The sequence below is a fragment of the Pseudomonas sp. SWRI154 genome (assembly GCF_014268645.1).
Classification (GTDB): domain Bacteria; phylum Pseudomonadota; class Gammaproteobacteria; order Pseudomonadales; family Pseudomonadaceae; genus Aquipseudomonas; species Aquipseudomonas marvdashtae.
The window spans coordinates 13,623-30,635 of the sequence record NZ_JABWQW010000026.1 but is presented as its reverse complement, the minus strand read 5'-3'; the positions used below and the strand labels follow the sequence as shown (position 1 = coordinate 30,635).

The following is a 17,013-nucleotide window of genomic DNA, read 5'->3' as shown; positions in this document are numbered from 1 at the left end:
TCAAGCGACTGCGACGACGTCGAGAATCCGCTGCACGACCCGGTCCTGGTCAATGCCGGCGGCTTCGGCTTCGAACGACAGGATGATGCGATGGCGCAGCACGTCGAACAGCACGGCCTGGATGTCTTCCGGGCTGACAAAGTCGCGTCCGGCCAGCCAGGCGTGGGCGCGGGCGCAGCGGTCCAGGGCAATCGAGCCTCGTGGGCTGGCGCCGTAGGCGATCCACTCGGCCATTTCCGGGTCGAACTTGGCCGGGTTGCGGGTCGCCATGATCAGCTGCACCAGGTATTCCTCCACAGCGTCGGCCATGTACAACCCGAGGATTTCCTTGCGCGCCGAAAAAATCGCCTGCTGGCTCACGCGCCGCTCAGGCTTGGTTTCGCCATTGAGCGCTTCGCCCCGGGCCTGTTGCAGGATACGGCGCTCAACCGCGGCATCCGGAAAGCCGATCTTGACGTGCATCAGGAAGCGGTCGAGCTGGGCTTCGGGCAGCGGATAGGTGCCTTCCTGCTCGATCGGGTTCTGCGTGGCCATCACCAGGAACAATGGCGACAGTTCATAGGTGCTGCGCCCGACGCTGACCTGCCGCTCGGCCATTGCCTCGAGCAAGGCCGACTGGACCTTGGCCGGGGCCCGGTTGATTTCGTCCGCCAATACCAGATTGTGAAAGATCGGCCCTTGCTGGAACACGAAGCTGCCGGTTTCCGGGCGATAGATTTCAGTGCCGGTGATGTCCGCGGGCAGCAGGTCGGGGGTAAATTGGATGCGATGAAACTGCGCTTCGATGCCCTCGGCCAACTCCTTGATCGCCTTGGTCTTGGCCAGCCCGGGCGCACCTTCCACCAGCATATGGCCGTCGGCGAGCAGGGCGATGAGCAGGCGCTCGATGAGTTTTTCCTGGCCGAGAATCTGCGTTGAAAGAAAGGTTCGCAGCGCCAGCAGCGCTTCACGATGTTCCATCGGTGACTGTTCCTGGAAAGGGTGGCCCAGGCGTCTGGATAACGCCGGGGCTGGGGGCGTTACTTTAATGCATGGCGGGGGGTGGCGACTAACGGGATTTTGTCTGGTGTGCGGATTTGTGATCGATATTGGATTCGATGCACGGCGCTGGCTCGCGACGGCGGCGGGGGCTAGTGCTGTGTCCGGATGTCATTTAGCAATGATTTGATTGCCGGTTTTTCGACCAGCGCCTGCCAACGCCCGTCGCCAGCAATCGCGCCGTTGTGCAGGACGATTACCCGATCAAAACGAAGCAGATGATCGAAATCGTGCGTGACGCAAATCAACCCGCGTTCCGCGAAAGTGTCGAACAGTAGGTCCCATACGGAACCGGTCATCCCAGGCTCGATTGATGCACTCGGCTCGTCGAACAAATTGAATTGTCCAGGCCTGTTGATCAGCCGCAGCAGCGACAGGCGCTTGGCTTCTCCGCCAGAAATATTTGATGCCTGCTCAGAAAGAGTCCGTTCAGAAACAATTTCCTCAAGCTGCAATCGTCGTATTGCCTGGCTGAGACGAGGCGACATTTCAGCGCCGAACAATACGGACTGTTCGAAAGGACCTTCCAAAAAATGGGGCTGTTGGGGGCAATACCTTAATGCTCTCAAGTGGAGGCGAGGGCTCATTTGCGAAACGGGGGTTGCGTTGATGCTCAACTGATTTCGCGTTTCTTGATCCAGACCGGCGAGAATTTCCATCAAGGTGGACTTGCCGGCACCGCTCTGACCGATGATCGCCACTGATTGGTTTTGAATGAATGTCAGCTTTTGTGTAATCGTCAGGCGAACTTGGTTGTTTTCGGTCAGTACGCATGGATCGAGAGTCAGTGTCGATGGCCCCTTGAAAACGATCGTCGATTGCCGATCGCCATGATCAAAGTTTGGAAGCGAAAGCAGGCTTAGAAGTCGACGCTGGTCGGCAAAAAACTGGTCCAGCACGCGGTATCCCTCCGTTAACGCGGCGATATTGAGTAAGTAGCTGCCCGCGATGGAAAAAATCGCCACCAGTTGTCCGACACTGATACTGGGCTGGCTCGACAGTTGATCAAGGACTCCCCAGCCCAATAATCCGCCCGTGGAAAGGCTGACGAACAGGATCTTGGCGGCGTTCAGAAAACCACCAGAGGTTGCCGCACACACCGCAGCGTTGGCGTAGCCCCTGAAGGCCGCGCTAAGCGGTTGTATTGCGGTAGCCTCGGCATTCTCCAGTTTTATCGCTTTGCCAGCAGCTAGTGTGTTGTACAAATGGGCGCCCAGTTCATCTTCCTGCTGGTTGACCGCATCAATATGTTTTCTGCGCCATCTGATAATTTTGTGGGTGACGATAAGATAGAAAATTCCTAGAGCAGTCATGGTCACGAAAACCTCAATACCGCCCATGTAGAAAAACGCACCGCCGACGATAAAAAATTCCAGGCACAACGGCAATCCAACGGTGACAAGAAACGTCAGCAACTGTTCGTGAGCGGTAATGCCGCGCTCAACTGATTTTATGAAGTGACCGATTCGCCACGAGCTGAATCGGGCAAATTCTTTGCGCAAGAGGTTTGTCAGCCACTCAATAGACGCGGCCATCATGATTTGCTGGACCAGCTTGGACAAGAAATGAATTTGAAGTGGGCTGATAATGGCTTGAGCGCATCCGGCGACAATAAGGCCCGCCGTAAGCATGAGTAACGTGTTGGTTGTTGTCTGTTTTTCACCGTATAAAGTGTCGACAATGGTCCCTAGGAGCAAGGGTGGGGCGAGAGCGGTGAGTTTGAGTACTATGATTGTTGCAATGGTTAACGTCAAAAGTGTCGTATGTTTTTTGCAGGCAGTTCTGATAAAGGTTTGCATAGGGTGCATACGACCGTCTGGGAGTGTTTGTGGATAGATGGTTTTAGTTGCTGCGTAACGTCTGCAGGGCGCAACAAAATCAATGACCGCTCTATTGATTATTCAGTGTCGCGCAGCGATCACCTGACTTGCGTGTTCCGGTGCAAGTGCATAATTAATAACAGTAGGCGTCTGGATGGGGTAGGGCGCAACTTCCGATGATGGTGTAGGGCGGTTCTTGGCGATCGGTAGGGCGCGCCTGTAGGAAAAAGAGTTATTGGTAGGTTTTGGTTTTTTGACTACCTATTACAACGGTTTGAAAGGTTTGCTCATTTAGGATGAAACAACATCGCTGCCGAAATGCTCGGCGCCGATGTTCCGCTGCCATTGGCCGGCGCGGACCCGGTTGGCCAGCTCCACCACGCGGCGACGTTACGGGCAGATATTTATCAGAACCGGGCCTTTCAACGGATTTGCAGCCCGCCAGACCATGTGTTTAGCTGCCTGCCTTCCCAGCCCTTTGACGACCGAACCCACCATGATCTTTCCCCAGCCTCGTTTGAGATTGCTGTCGATACTGAGTGTGACCCTGTTGGTGGTGGGCTTTGCGTCCTACACCTTGTTGCACCACAGCGGGGCGCCGGCCGATGAAGGTTTCGTCGCCGAGGACTTGAACGAAGGCGGCCTGGAGGACGTCGGCGCGTTGGCGCTGCCCGAGGTGCAGAAGCGCCTCAATTACTTGATCCAGGACACCGGCGAAACCCTCAGGTCCTTGGAACGGTTCAGTGACGCGCAGTTGAGCTTGAATATCGAGACAAGCGAGCCAGCCGAGGAGCAATCGTTGCAGTACGAGACGTTGTTCGTCCCGTTCACCAGCGCGCAACTGAAAGCTGAGCTGGCGTCGATCCAGGGCCTGCGTTTTGCCCAGCGGCTGTTTGCCGACGGTTCCGAAGTGAGACTGGATACCAACAGCCTTGATCCGCTCTGGAAGCGCGCGGCCATGCCGAATGAACCGACTGCCGAGCAGTACTTGCCGCAGCGCCTGCGATTTCGCGATGGCAGCGAAAAAAGCTTTGCCGACCTGAAGGCGCCGCCGCAGGCCGAGTCCGACGACATGATCTCGTCCCATGACGCCTTCGCGCTTTCGGTCAACAATCCCTTGGCCAGTCTGGGCCTGACGGTTTCTTACCGCAGCTATCCGGCGTTCCGCAAAGTGGTCCTGGACAAGGAGCACCCGAGCTTGACCCTGGACGACGGCCAGTCCTTCCAGCTCACGGCATTGGGTGACGCAAGCGCTTCAGTGCGCCTGAGCACGCCGAAGATGTCGACCTTCGTGTTGCAAGGGCTGACCGAGGAGGGCAAGGCGCTCTACAGCAACGGTAACAACTCCCGTGCCTTCCCGTCTGAACGCGATATTGCGGCATTGCGTGCTTATTACGATGCGCTGCTGCAAACCAAGGATGATCTTGCTCAGCTCAAGACCGGCCAGGCAGTACAACAACAGCTGGAGCGCGTCACCCAAACGCTGGTCGCTCAGGCCGGGCCGTTGAAAAACACCGAGGTCGAGTACCGCTTCGAGGCTACCCCGCAGCGTATCGTCATTCATGTGCTCAATCCGATGGAAGCCAACACCGTCGAATTCGCCACGGTCGACAATGTCCTGGCGGAACAAGCGCGCTACATCGCCCTGGATCGCGAGGCCGAGCGCTACGGTTTCGTCGATCCGGCCGGACAGTGGCTGATCAGGCCGCGTTGGGTGCAGGTGCAGGACAGTCTGATGACCGATGCCTACACCGTGTTCACTGTGGATAAATCCAGCGACCCCGAGTCGGATGGGCAGGCTTTACGCAGCCAGTTCGCCTATTTCCCCGCCGGGAGCAACAAGCTTGTCGACCTGCCGTTCGAACACATCACCGAAAAGTTGCGTGATGGCCTGTTGCTGGTGGAGCGTGAAACCAACGGGCCTTATGGGCTCTACGATGCCAAAGGGCACCGTTTCATATTGCCGATGAAATTCGTCAACCCCACGTTGACCGACAACCTGTTCATCGCCCGTCTCGGCACGCGTACCTATGCGACGGAGGGGCTTTACGGCGCCTACACCCTGGACGGCAAGGAAGTCCTGCCCGCGCGGTTTTCAAGCATCGAGCACAGCGACGGCTTCCTTTACACCAGCTCTGCCGACGGCAATCGCCAGGACGTTTTCAACCTTCAAGGCAAGCGGATCAATCTTGAGGGCTACAACGTCAAAGGTCGTTTTGTCGGGCAACAACCGCTGCTGCTGCAGGACAACAAGAACGGGACGTTCGTCTTCATCAATCGCCAGGGCGCGCGGTTGCCGATCAAACTGCCGTATGACGAGGTGGAACCGTTTTCCAACGGCATGGCAGTGGTCGGGCGCGATGACAGCTACGGTGCCATCGACCTGGCGGGCAGGTTACAAGTGCCGCTGGATTACCAGCAGGTCAACGCGTTCCAGACCCGTTATGCGGCGGCGATCCGGGTGGGTGGGGGTTCCTCGCTGGTCTTGATCAGTCAGGACAACAAGGTGATCAAGGAGCTGGGCCCCTACACCAGTATGAAGGTGCCGGATAACGGTAATGAGGCCCGTTACTACGTGAGGAATCCGAATAACGATGACGAGTACCTGGTCTATGACGCCGATGGCAACCAGGTGCGGAAATCCGAGTGACACCCCGACCCCGTGGCGAGGGAGCTTGCTCCCGCTCGGCTGCGCAGCAGTCGCAAGTCGACCGATGCGGTTTATCTGCGGTATTCGTGGTGCCTGTTTTTGGGGTTGCCGCGCAACCCAGCGGGAGCAAGCTCTCTCGCCACAGGAGCGTCTTCGTCCCCGGGTTTCACAGTTGGCTGATATAGGTGCCGGTCCCCTTGAGGATGTTCTGCAGCGTCAGTTCCACTTCCGCCAGGTCCGCGGCATCGCTGCTGTGAGTGATTTCCAGCACCTCATCGCCGTTGAGCGCATCGGCATCCGCCGCGGCGATTTCGATTTTCAACAGGGTCGGGCTGAGCGTGACCTTCACGCCATCCAGCGTCGAGGGTTCGTCGTCGAGGGTGATTTCCAGCTCGTCTTCGTCGGGGTAGCGGGTCATCAGGAACATGTTGCCCTGGGTGCTGTGGCAACACAGCATGGCCATATTGTCCTCTTCGTCGTCGCACGGGTTGGCGATGAGCAGGTCGGTGGTCATTTGCATGGGGGGGGCTCCTGGCTCGATGAGCCGTCACAGGCGAAAAAGCGAATTCTGCCAGCCCGGAGGATTTTCTGCTGGATTACTACCTTAGGGTGCCGTTTGCGCTCCAGGCTGCTAGGGTTGTTCGATGCTGAGTCGCTATTAAAGCTAGCCGATGACCGAATATGTCGCAGCGTTGCAAGCAGGCACGTTGTCGCACTCGTTAAGCTGCGCAACGGATGTGTACCTGCAAAGGGCATCGCGAAGTGTTTTTTGCAGGTGGTCATCACAGTGAAATTACATGGAAAAAGGATGTGACCTGCGGGTCTCGTCCAGCTTCACCCACCTGTCATCCTGTTTCCTCTGCCCGAGAATCAGGAACGGGATGGCCGACGGCCCCGGAAGGGGTTGCACGCGACGCTACCATCAATAACAAGCCCAAGCGGAGTACCACAGATGGCGTTCTTCACCGCAGCCAGCAAAGCCGACTTCCAGCACCAACTGCAAGCGGCACTGGCGCAGCACATCAGTGAACAGGCACTGCCACAAGTGGCGCTGTTCGCTGAACAATTCTTCGGCATCATTTCCCTCGATGAACTCACCCAGCGCCGGTTGTCCGACCTCGCTGGCTGCACCCTGTCCGCCTGGCGCCTGCTTGAGCGCTTCGACCACGCGCAACCGCAGGTGCGTGTCTACAACCCCGATTACGAACGCCACGGCTGGCAGTCGACCCACACCGCCGTCGAAGTGCTGCACCACGACCTGCCATTCCTTGTGGATTCGGTCCGCACCGAGCTGAACCGTCGTGGCTACAGCATTCATACCCTGCAAACCACCGTCCTGAGCGTGCGTCGCGGCAGCAAGGGCGAGTTGCTGGAAATCCTGCCGAAGGGCACCCAGGGCGACGACGTGCTGCAAGAGTCGTTGATGTACCTGGAGATCGACCGCTGCGCCAACGCCGCCGAACTCAACGTCCTGAGCAAGGAACTTGAGCAGGTATTGGGCGAAGTACGCGTGGCCGTGGCGGATTTCGAGCCGATGAAAGCCAAGGTCCAGGAAATCCTCGCAAGCCTGGACAACAGTGCCTACGCCACTGACGCCGACGAAAAAGCCGAAATCAAGAGCTTCCTGGAATGGCTGGTGGGCAACCACTTCACCTTCCTGGGCTATGAAGAATTCGTGGTGCGCGATGAAGCCGATGGCGGCCACATTGAATATGACCCTGAGTCCTTCCTTGGCCTGACCAAATTGCTGCGCGCCGGCTTGACTGCCGAAGACCTGCGCATCGAAGACTACGCCGTCAATTACCTGCGCGAACCGACACTGCTGTCGTTCGCCAAGGCCGCGCACCCGAGCCGCGTGCACCGTCCGGCCTACCCGGACTACGTGTCGATCCGTGAAATCGACGCCGACGGCAAGGTCATCAAGGAATGCCGTTTCATGGGCCTGTACACCTCTTCGGTGTATGGCGAGAGCGTGCGGGTCATCCCGTACATCCGCCGCAAGGTCGCGGAAATCGAACGTCGTTCGGGCTTCCAGGCCAAGGCGCACCTGGGCAAGGAACTGGCCCAGGTGGTCGAAGTGCTGCCCCGCGACGACCTGTTCCAGACCCCGGTGGACGAGCTGTTCACCACCGTGATGTCGATCGTGCAAATCCAGGAGCGCAACAAGATCCGCGTGTTCCTGCGCAAAGACCCGTATGGCCGATTCTGCTACTGCCTGGCCTACGTGCCACGTGATATCTACTCCACCGAAGTGCGCCAGAAGATCCAGCAAGTGCTGATGGATCGCCTGAAGGCGTCGGACTGCGAGTTCTGGACCTTCTTCTCCGAATCCGTGCTGGCCCGCGTGCAGTTGATCCTGCGGGTGGACCCGAAAAACCGTCTCGACATCGACCCGGTCCTGCTGGAAAAAGAAGTCGTGCAGGCCTGCCGCAGTTGGAAAGACGACTATGCCAGCCTGGTTATCGAGAGCTTCGGCGAAGCCCAGGGCACCAACGTGCTGTCGGACTTCCCGAAAGGCTTCCCGGCCGGCTACCGCGAGCGTTTTGCCGCGCACTCCGCCGTGGTCGACATGCAACACCTGCTGAGCCTGAACGAAACCAACCCGCTGGTGATGAGCTTCTACCAGCCGTTGGGCCAGGTGTCCGGCCAGCGTGAGCTGCATTGCAAGCTGTATCACGCCGACACGCCGCTGGCGCTGTCCGACGTGCTGCCGATCCTGGAAAACCTCGGCCTGCGCGTGCTGGGCGAGTTCCCATATCGCCTGCGCCACACCAATGGCCGCGAGTTTTGGATTCACGATTTCGCGTTCACCGCCGCCGAAGGCCTGGACCTCGATATCCAGCAGCTCAACGACACCTTGCAGGACGCCTTCGTCCACATCGTCCGTGGCGATGCCGAGAACGATGCGTTCAACCGCCTGGTGCTCACCGCCGGCCTGCCGTGGCGCGACGTGGCGTTGCTGCGTGCCTACGCCCGTTACCTGAAGCAGATCCGCCTGGGCTTCGACCTTGGCTACATCGCCAGCACCCTGAACAACCACACCGACATCGCTCGCGAGCTGACCCGGTTGTTCAAGACCCGCTTCTACCTGGCGCGCAAGCTCAGTGGCGATGACCTGGAAGACAAGCAACAGCGTCTGGAACAGGCGATCCTCTCGGCCCTGGACGACGTCCAGGTGCTCAACGAAGACCGCATCCTGCGTCGCTACCTGGATCTGATCAAGGCGACCCTGCGGACCAACTTCTACCAGACCGATGCCAACGGCCAGAACAAGTCCTACTTCAGCTTCAAGTTCAACCCGCACCTGATTCCGGAACTGCCGAAGCCGGTGCCGAAGTTCGAAATCTTCGTCTACTCGCCACGGGTCGAAGGCGTGCACCTGCGCTTCGGCAACGTCGCCCGCGGCGGCCTGCGCTGGTCCGACCGTGAAGAAGACTACCGCACCGAAGTGCTGGGCTTGGTAAAAGCCCAGCAAGTGAAGAACTCGGTGATCGTGCCGGTAGGCGCCAAGGGTGGTTTCCTGCCGCGTCGCCTGCCATTGGGCGGCAGCCGGGACGAGATCGCGGCCGAGGGCATCGCCTGCTACCGCATCTTCATCTCGGGCCTGTTGGACATCACCGACAACCTGAAGGACGGCGCGCTGGTGCCGCCGGCCAACGTCGTGCGTCATGACGACGATGACCCGTACCTGGTGGTAGCGGCGGACAAGGGCACAGCGACCTTCTCCGACATCGCCAACGGCATCGCCATCGACTACGGCTTCTGGCTGGGTGATGCGTTCGCCTCCGGCGGCTCGGCCGGTTACGACCACAAGAAAATGGGCATCACCGCCAAGGGCGCGTGGGTCGGCGTTCAGCGCCACTTCCGCGAGCGCGGCATCAATGTCCAGGAAGACAGCATCACCGTAGTGGGCGTCGGCGACATGGCCGGCGACGTGTTCGGCAACGGCTTGCTGATGTCCGACAAACTGCAACTGGTCGCGGCTTTCAACCATCTGCACATCTTCATCGACCCGAACCCTACGCCTGCCAGCAGCTTCGCCGAGCGCAAGCGTCTGTTCGAACTGCCGCGTTCGGCCTGGACCGACTACGACACCAGCATCATGTCCGAAGGCGGCGGTATCTTCTCGCGCAGCGCGAAGAGCATCGCGATTTCGCCGCAGATGAAAGAACGCTTCGACATCAAGGCCGACAAGCTGACCCCGACCGAACTGCTGAACGCCTTGCTCAAGGCGCCGGTGGACCTGTTGTGGAACGGCGGTATCGGCACCTACGTCAAGGCCAGCAGCGAAAGCCACGCCGATGTCGGCGACAAGGCCAACGATGCGCTGCGCGTGAACGGCAACGAACTGCGCTGCAAGGTCGTGGGCGAGGGCGGCAACCTGGGCATGACCCAACTGGGTCGTGTCGAGTTCGGCCTCAATGGCGGCGGTTCCAACACCGATTTCATCGACAACGCCGGCGGCGTGGACTGCTCCGACCACGAAGTGAACATCAAGATCCTGCTCAACGAAGTGGTGCAGGCCGGCGACATGACCGACAAGCAACGCAACCAGTTGCTGGCGAGCATGACCGACGAAGTCGGCGGCCTGGTGTTGGGCAACAACTACAAGCAGACCCAGGCCCTGTCCCTGGCGGCACGCCGCGCCTTCGTGCGGATCGCCGAATACAAGCGTCTGATGAACGACCTGGAAGTGCGGGGCAAGCTGGACCGCGCTATCGAGTTCCTGCCGACTGAAGAGCAACTGGCCGAACGCGTCGCGGCGGGCCATGGCCTGACCCGTGCCGAACTGTCGGTGCTGATCTCCTACAGCAAGATCGATCTCAAGGAAGCGCTGCTTAACTCCTTGGTACCGGACGACGATTACCTGACCCGGGACATGGAAACCGCGTTCCCACCGACCCTGGTGAGCAAGTTCTCCGAGGCCATGCGTCGCCATCGCCTGAAACGCGAGATCGTCAGCACCCAGATCGCCAACGACCTGGTCAACCACATGGGCATCACCTTCGTCCAGCGGTTGAAAGAGTCGACGGGCATGAGCCCGGCGAACGTGGCGGGTGCGTATGTAATTGTTCGGGATATCTTCCACCTCCCGCACTGGTTCCGTCAGATCGAAGCCCTGGACCATCAGGTCTCCGCCGACGTGCAACTGGAGCTGATGGACGAGCTGATGCGCCTGGGCCGTCGCGCCACGCGCTGGTTCCTGCGCAGCCGCCGCAACGAGCAGAACGCTGCCCGTGACGTCGCTCACTTCGGTCCGCACCTGGCGGCGTTGGGCCTCAAGCTCGACGAGTTGCTGGAAGGCCCGACCCGTGAAGGCTGGCAGACCCGCTATCAAGCCTACGTGGCCGCCGGCGTGCCGGAATTGCTGGCGCGCATGGTTGCAGGCACCACGCACCTGTACACCTTGCTGCCGATCATCGAGGCGTCCGACGTGACTGGCCAGAACGCCGCCGATGTAGCCAAGGCGTATTTCGCCGTGGGCAGCGCGCTGGACATCACCTGGTACTTGCAACAGATCAGCGCCTTGCCGGTGGAAAACAACTGGCAGGCCCTGGCCCGCGAAGCGTTCCGCGATGACATCGACTGGCAGCAACGGGCGATCACCATCTCGGTCTTGCAAGAGGGCGACGGCACCCAGGACGTGGAAACACGCCTGGCACTGTGGCTGGAACAGCACCGCGAAATGGTTGAGCGCTGGCGCGCCATGCTGGTGGACATCCGTGCCGCCAGCGGCACCGACTACGCCATGTACGCGGTGGCCAACCGCGAACTGCTCGACCTCGCGTTGAGCGGTCAGGCGGTCGTCACGGCCAATTGATACATAGCTGAGTGAACAAGCCCCGCCTCGAAAGACGCGGGGCTTTTTCTTGGCTGTTCAAATGGTTGCGCTCCTCGCCACAACAGCGTCTTCAGACCGCACCCCGCGCACCTCAAGGCTTGGCTAGGGATCGCTTCAGTTCGTCGACCAATTCGGGCGTCACGTAATGTGGCCCGTCAAAAAGGTAGAGCGGGTAGCCGTCATAGGCGGTCAGTTGCGGCAGGAGCTCGGCCGCGGTGGCCGAACGGAAGCCGCCGCCCTGTTGGGGACGGAAGGCTTCGACAATGATCCGCACCCGATCCTTGCCGAGGCGATCACGCAGCGTGTCGGCATAGGTTCGTGCCACCGGTGCGGTGCGCGCGTAGACGCCGACGCCGTCCTGGAAAAACACGCCAATGTCGTCTGGCAGCCACTGCTTGAGCCAGTCGGCGGTGGCGGCTGGGCCGATATTGGCGCCGTCATAGACGCTGATCCACAGTGGACGCGGCAGGTTGGCAAGCAACGCGGGCAGCTCCTTGGCGCGAGTCCAGCTGGGGTCGACTTCGGCCGGAAAGTACCAGCCGGTGACGTGCAGCGGTGTTGGCAATCGAGCAATACGTTCTGACACCGCAGCCAGTTGCTCGATGTTGTCCCGTGAACGGTTTTCGCTGAAGTGACCGGCGAGTCCGAGGATGACATCCTGTGCCCATGGCGCCTTGGCGATTCGCGCCCAATCCGGCAGCACCGGTACGTTGGGCAGGCCGGTGCCGGGAACAAACGCCTGGTCGTCCACCACCGTCCATTGCACCAGCAGTTCGCGCACTCCCAGCTGTTCCCAATTGCCATTGATGCCAACGGTCTGGTTGTCCGGCTGCCAGACGATGCCGACAATGTCCGGTGCAGCCCTGCTGTTCATCATGTAGTACGTCCCTGTACTGGCGCCAAGCGCCGCCGTGACGGCGAGCGCCGCCACTGCGACGCGATTGACGATATGGCCAAAGATTTTCAAGCAAGCGCCTTGTTGCAGATACACATCACATCAAGTCCTCAATAAGAATAGGTCAGGCGGGCGAAAACGCCTTTGGCCCGTTCCTCGCCGAACACCCGGGCCCGGTACTGCAGGGAAAAATCCACGTAGGAGCGCGGTGCATTGTAGGTGTCTTCACGAAACCAGTAGCGCACGTTGTTGCCGATCCCGATCCCCCCGGCGTCGCCGGATTCGAAGCCGCCGCTGTTGTTACTCTTCATCTTCGAATCGTAGTCAATCGCCGCCACGACATGGGGGAAGGCTACCCAGCGCGAACCGGTGCCGCCGATTGCGTAACTGCGGCCGACTTGCCATTCGCTGTTGAAGTAATCCCGTGAATCATTGATGTAGTGACCGACTTCGGCGTACAGCTGCGACGTCCACCAGCTGGGCACATCGACCCGCAGGTCCGTGCCGATGCTGGAACCGTAGCCCAGGCGCACCAGCCAGTCGCCGTCGACGTTTGACGAACCCAAGGGAAAGGTGCGTTCAAAGGCAGCCATGATGTTGACGGAACTGAACGGTTTGATACGTACCCCGAGGGCGCCTTGCAGCGCGTCGGCGCCGGTGTCCGAATCGCTGTTCTTGCTCCACAGGGTATCGGTGACGCGTCCGTAGAGTTCGACAAAACGAGCATTGCGATACCCCAGCGGGCGCCAGGACAGTTCGGTGCTGTTCTGCAGGAGGTCGTTGCTTTCACTGCCGCTGCTGGTTGAGTTCGGTGCGGCGCTCAGGCCGCTGGAACTGTTGCCGCGATAGCTGGTGGTGCTGGTCAGTCCCCAGGTGCGGGAGATATCACCCACGGCCCGCCGGGTATTGAACAACTGCTGCTTGGACATCGGCGACTCAGCGGTTTTCTGCCCGTCGATCACCCGCTCGAAATACGCCACGGCTTCATCGTCTTCATGGACGCGCATGGCGTTATAGGCCGCATCCTGGGCTGCCGCCGGGGGCAATCGGTGGCTCGCGTCGGCCTCGCGAAATGCCGCGTGGGCGCTTTCGTCGTCGCCCGCCTGGACCGAAATATAGGCCAGTTGCAGATCGCTTGCCGAGGCCAGTTCGCCGTTGCTGCGTGCCTCTTGCAGGCGTTCGCGGGCCGTACGGCGCTGGCCGATGGCGGCATACAGTCCGGCCTCTTCATAGGCCGGCAGGCTGCCCAAGGCGAGTGCGCGGCTGAAGTCATCCCGTGCACCGTCCTCGTCGGCCACTTGTTGGCGCAGGCGTCCGCGCATGACCAGCAGTCGCGCGTCGTCGCTGTGGGCCTGCAATCCTTCACTGGCGGCAGCGATGGCTTGCGGCAGGCGGTGTTGTTCCGTCAGGGCGCTGACCAGCAAGCGTCGATAAGCCGGGTTCCGCGGTGCCCGCGCTACCGCTTGGTTGGCCAGGGCTGAGGCTGCCGCCGGATCCTTGCGAGCGAGGGCGGCATAGGCCTGGGAAGCCGGGGCGGTGCCGGCGTCGCGCACTGTGCCCGGCCAGATGGCACAGGTCAGGCCGAAAGTGCTTTCCTGGCAATCCAGCGCCGGTGGCGGCGCCTGGACGACACTGGTCAAGCCCTTGCTTTTCTGGCGCAGCGCCGCGCGCGCGGTGGCGCGCCGGCTGGCAATGGCATCGTCAGCGTCGTTGCCCAAGGCCTGCAACTGACTCAGCGCCTGCTGAGGCTCGCCGCGGGCCAGCGCGGCGTCAGCGGCGAAGAGTTGGATATCGCGGACTTCGCTTGCCGACAGGCTTTTGAGGGCCAAGGCGCGATTGACGTCAGTCTGGCCCGCCTGAACCTTGCCCTGACGATCGCGGGCATAGCTGCGCAGAATCCACGGCGCGGCTTTACTCTCGTCCCGAGCCAGCGCGGCCGAGGCGGCTTGTTCGGCCCCTGGATAATCCTTGGCGGCGAGCAGGGCGCTGATCAGCAGTTGCTGGTTAGCGGCAACTTCCGGCGCCCAGGCCACGGCTTTGCGTGCCTGAGTCACGGCCAGCACCGCGTTGCCTTGTTCCAGGGCGCGGTAGCCCTGGACAGCCAGCGGCACGGCAAGTTGGCGGCGAATGGCTTGGCGACGCAGCAACAACGTATTGTCGTTGGCAAAAGTCCCAAGCGCGTCGGTGACGGCCTGGTCGGCGGCTTCCAGTTGCTGCTGGCGTTGCAGGGAATCAATCAGCAGCAATCGATATTCCCGGCGCCGGGGAGCCTGGGCGATGGCCGTGCGCGCCGATTGCGCCGCGAGGCCGAACTGCTCGCGGTCATAGGCCTTGAAGCCCCGGTTCGCAGCCACGAAACCCGGTGCTGCGGCAGGCGCGCGGCCCGAGGCGACAGTCCTGGGTTGGTCGCGCAGTTGCTTGTCACGTTCGGCCAGGGCGATCAGCGTATTGAGGCGCGTCACATCGGCGCGCTGGCGCAAGGCTTCGCGTGCCTTGGCGATGGCCAGGTCGTAGTCTTTGCGCTCATAGGCGCTGTAGGCTTCGTTGGCGGCCACGTAGGCGGGGCCGGTCAGCGGCAGCGGCAGTGTCTCGGCAACGGCAAGCACCGGTAAAAGGCTCAGCCCCGCCGCCAAAAGGGTCAAAAGGGGGCGGTTCATGCCGGAAGCTCCGTTGGGTAGAGGCTGTGTTGGCGTGCCACCGCTTGCTCGATCGTGGCTCGCGGCAAGACGCCGCTGTCTACGAGGTAGTCGCCGATCCGGCCATGATGCTGCGGCCGATACTGCAACATGGCGCGGCTGAACTGGTCGCGGTCGAGCAGGCCCATCTCGATCAACAGGTCGCCCAGCAGTGGGGCACGGGCATCCGGTACGGCGTGACCGTTGTCCGCTGGCAACCGGCGCAACAGCGCGAGGATTTCACTCTCACGGGCGATCAGTTGCACCGGCTCATTGCCCAGTTCGGCGCTGATTTGTTGCAGCCCCTCCTCGGAAAGCGGGTTGGCTACGGCAATCTGTTCACAGCCTTCGCTGTTGCGGCCCAGCGGTATTACCCGCCAGCGCAACGCAAACTCGCTGCTGAGCGAGGACGATGAAGCCGCGGCTTTTTCGGCGACGTCAAACACCCGGGGCAGGTCGTTCTGGAACGCGATCGCTTCGGCCAGGGTTTCATCGTCCAGCCAGCCGTTGTTGAGCAGGATCCGCCCCAACGGCACGTCCCGCGCCTGTTGTTCATCCAGTGCGCTTTGCAAATGGCTGTCAGTGATGGCTTGCCACGACAGCAACACGCTGCCCAGGCGACGCGGCGCGATGGCGACCAGGTCGGTGGACGGGAAGTCGTGCATGGTCTTGTCCCAGACCAATTTGCGATTCATCACCTTGCCCACCAGGAACATGCGCCAGGCCCGTGAGGCGGCCATGAAGTTGACGAAGTTGCCGACCAGCATCCGCGGGATAGACAACAACCCATGCTGCCAGCCGTACAACACGGTGGTGAAATAACAACGGTGCAAGATCCGCCAGGCCAGGGCGACGCCGTTGGCCAGTAGCAGGTACTTGATCAGTCCGCCGTTTTCAAACGGTGTTGGGAAGCTGACGTTCCACAAGCCACTCTGGCGCAGGATAATCAGGGCCAGCAGTTGCACCAGAATGACGTAGGCAATGATGCTGACGAACGCTGTCACCACGCCCTTGCGGTCGCGAAACAGCAGGTAGCGGTTGGCCAACGAACCGTTCCAGCCCATTTGTTCCCAGCCTTGCAGGCCGATGCCCAAGGTCCAGCGGGCCTTTTGCCGGAACGCCGTGCGGAAGGTGTCGGGGAAGAACTCACGCACGCAGAGCGGCATGTTCAACGTCGATTCGTAGGGCTTGCGGAACCAGGATTTGCGCAGCACACGAAACTGCACCGGGAAGCGCACGAAGATCGCGTTCATGCCGACCTTGGCCAGCCGTGCGCCGACGTCGTAGTCCTCGGTGAGGCTGTCGGTGTTGAACGGCTGGTTCTCCGTTTCACCGGCCAGCACCCGCAGGGCTCGATGGGAAAAGCACGTGCCGACGCCGGCCGAGGGCACGGTGTCGGTCATGCTTTCACGCACCACCAGGTCCTTGCCGTGCCATTCGGCGAACTCGTCCATATACGTGCCGGCGACCCACTCGTACCAATTGCGCTCCAGCGACACCACTGGCAGTTGGATCATGTCCTTGCGCGGCAGCAAATAGTTGAACAGGCGTAACTCCAGCGGGTGCAGCACGTCTTCGCTGTCGTGCAACACCACGCCGGCGAAGGTCATGCCGTGGGTTTTCTCGTGCAGGAATATCGCCTGGATGACCCAGTTCAGGCAGTCGGCCTTGCAGGTCGGCCCGGCATGCGGCACTTCCACGCGATGCAGTTGTTTGTAGCGCCGGCGCATCCGCTCGACTTCGTCGATGGTGCGCTGGTCGTTGACGTAGGTGCCGACGAAGACCACGTAGTTCTGGTAGTCGAGCGTCGAGACCATGTTTTCGATCATCGGCGCGATGACGTCGTATTCCAGCCAGGCCGGCACCATGATCGCCAAGGGCTGTTCGTCCCGGGCCAACAGTTGTTCGGCGGTCAGTGGCCGGTATCTACGGTCCACGGTGAACTTGCGGTACAGCCGGCGAGACCAGTACCACACGTCAATGATCAGATCATCCAGGCTGGAGATCAGGATCAACACCGCGACCACGATGGTCGCGACCTCAAGGTAGTTGTAGTAGTGGGCCAGCCAATAGGGCCAATAAAGCGACGTCAT

At 60.8% G+C, this 17,013-nt stretch carries 8 protein-coding genes; 2 read left to right on the top strand and 6 right to left on the bottom strand.

Going from position 1 to position 17,013, the window contains the following annotated elements:
- Together HU806_RS20575 and HU806_RS20570 are read right to left on the bottom strand one after the other, a co-directional pair.
- Positions 1-960 carry an AAA family ATPase gene (locus tag HU806_RS20575; protein ID WP_039589986.1) on the bottom strand — a complete coding sequence of 320 codons (960 nt, stop codon included), beginning with the start codon at positions 958-960 and terminating at the stop codon, positions 1-3.
- A 170-nt stretch (positions 961-1,130) separates the two neighbouring features.
- Complete coding sequence (locus tag HU806_RS20570) at positions 1,131-2,837, bottom strand: ATP-binding cassette domain-containing protein (protein WP_238350209.1); 1,707 nt, start codon at positions 2,835-2,837, stop codon at positions 1,131-1,133.
- Positions 2,838-3,354: 517 nt separating this feature from the next.
- On the opposite strand from HU806_RS20570, the gene HU806_RS20565 reads away from it, so the two are divergent.
- Positions 3,355-5,508: a WG repeat-containing protein gene (locus tag HU806_RS20565; RefSeq protein ID WP_186613819.1), complete on the top strand. Its 2,154-nt coding sequence runs from the start codon at positions 3,355-3,357 to the stop codon at positions 5,506-5,508.
- Between the two features lie 166 nt (positions 5,509-5,674).
- Here the strand turns inward: HU806_RS20565 and HU806_RS20560 are convergent, their stop codons facing one another.
- Positions 5,675-6,028, bottom strand: a complete 354-nt coding sequence (locus tag HU806_RS20560) for a hypothetical protein (RefSeq protein ID WP_186613817.1) — start codon at positions 6,026-6,028, stop codon at positions 5,675-5,677.
- 432 nt (positions 6,029-6,460) lie between these two features.
- Between HU806_RS20560 and HU806_RS20555 the strand changes: the two genes are divergently transcribed.
- A complete protein-coding gene (locus tag HU806_RS20555) occupies positions 6,461-11,329 on the top strand; it encodes an NAD-glutamate dehydrogenase (protein WP_186613815.1) in 4,869 nt (1,622 codons plus the stop codon).
- Positions 11,330-11,441: 112 nt separating this feature from the next.
- On the opposite strand, the gene HU806_RS20550 is transcribed toward HU806_RS20555, so the two are convergent.
- Genes HU806_RS20550 through HU806_RS20540 form a run of 3 tightly spaced genes read right to left on the bottom strand, consistent with a single transcriptional unit; the run spans position 11,442 to position 17,013 of the window.
- Positions 11,442-12,317: an alpha-amylase family protein gene (locus HU806_RS20550; RefSeq protein ID WP_186613813.1), complete on the bottom strand. Its 876-nt coding sequence runs from the start codon at positions 12,315-12,317 to the stop codon at positions 11,442-11,444.
- A gap of 38 nt (positions 12,318-12,355) precedes the next feature.
- Positions 12,356-14,902 carry an NfrA family protein gene (locus HU806_RS20545; RefSeq protein WP_186613811.1) on the bottom strand — a complete coding sequence of 849 codons (2,547 nt, stop codon included), beginning with the start codon at positions 14,900-14,902 and terminating at the stop codon, positions 12,356-12,358.
- The gene (locus tag HU806_RS20540) at positions 14,899-17,013 is read right to left on the bottom strand and encodes a glycosyl transferase family protein (protein WP_186613809.1); all 2,115 of its coding nucleotides are present in this window, start codon (positions 17,011-17,013) and stop codon (positions 14,899-14,901) included. Before HU806_RS20540 ends, HU806_RS20545 begins: the two co-directional genes overlap by 4 nt.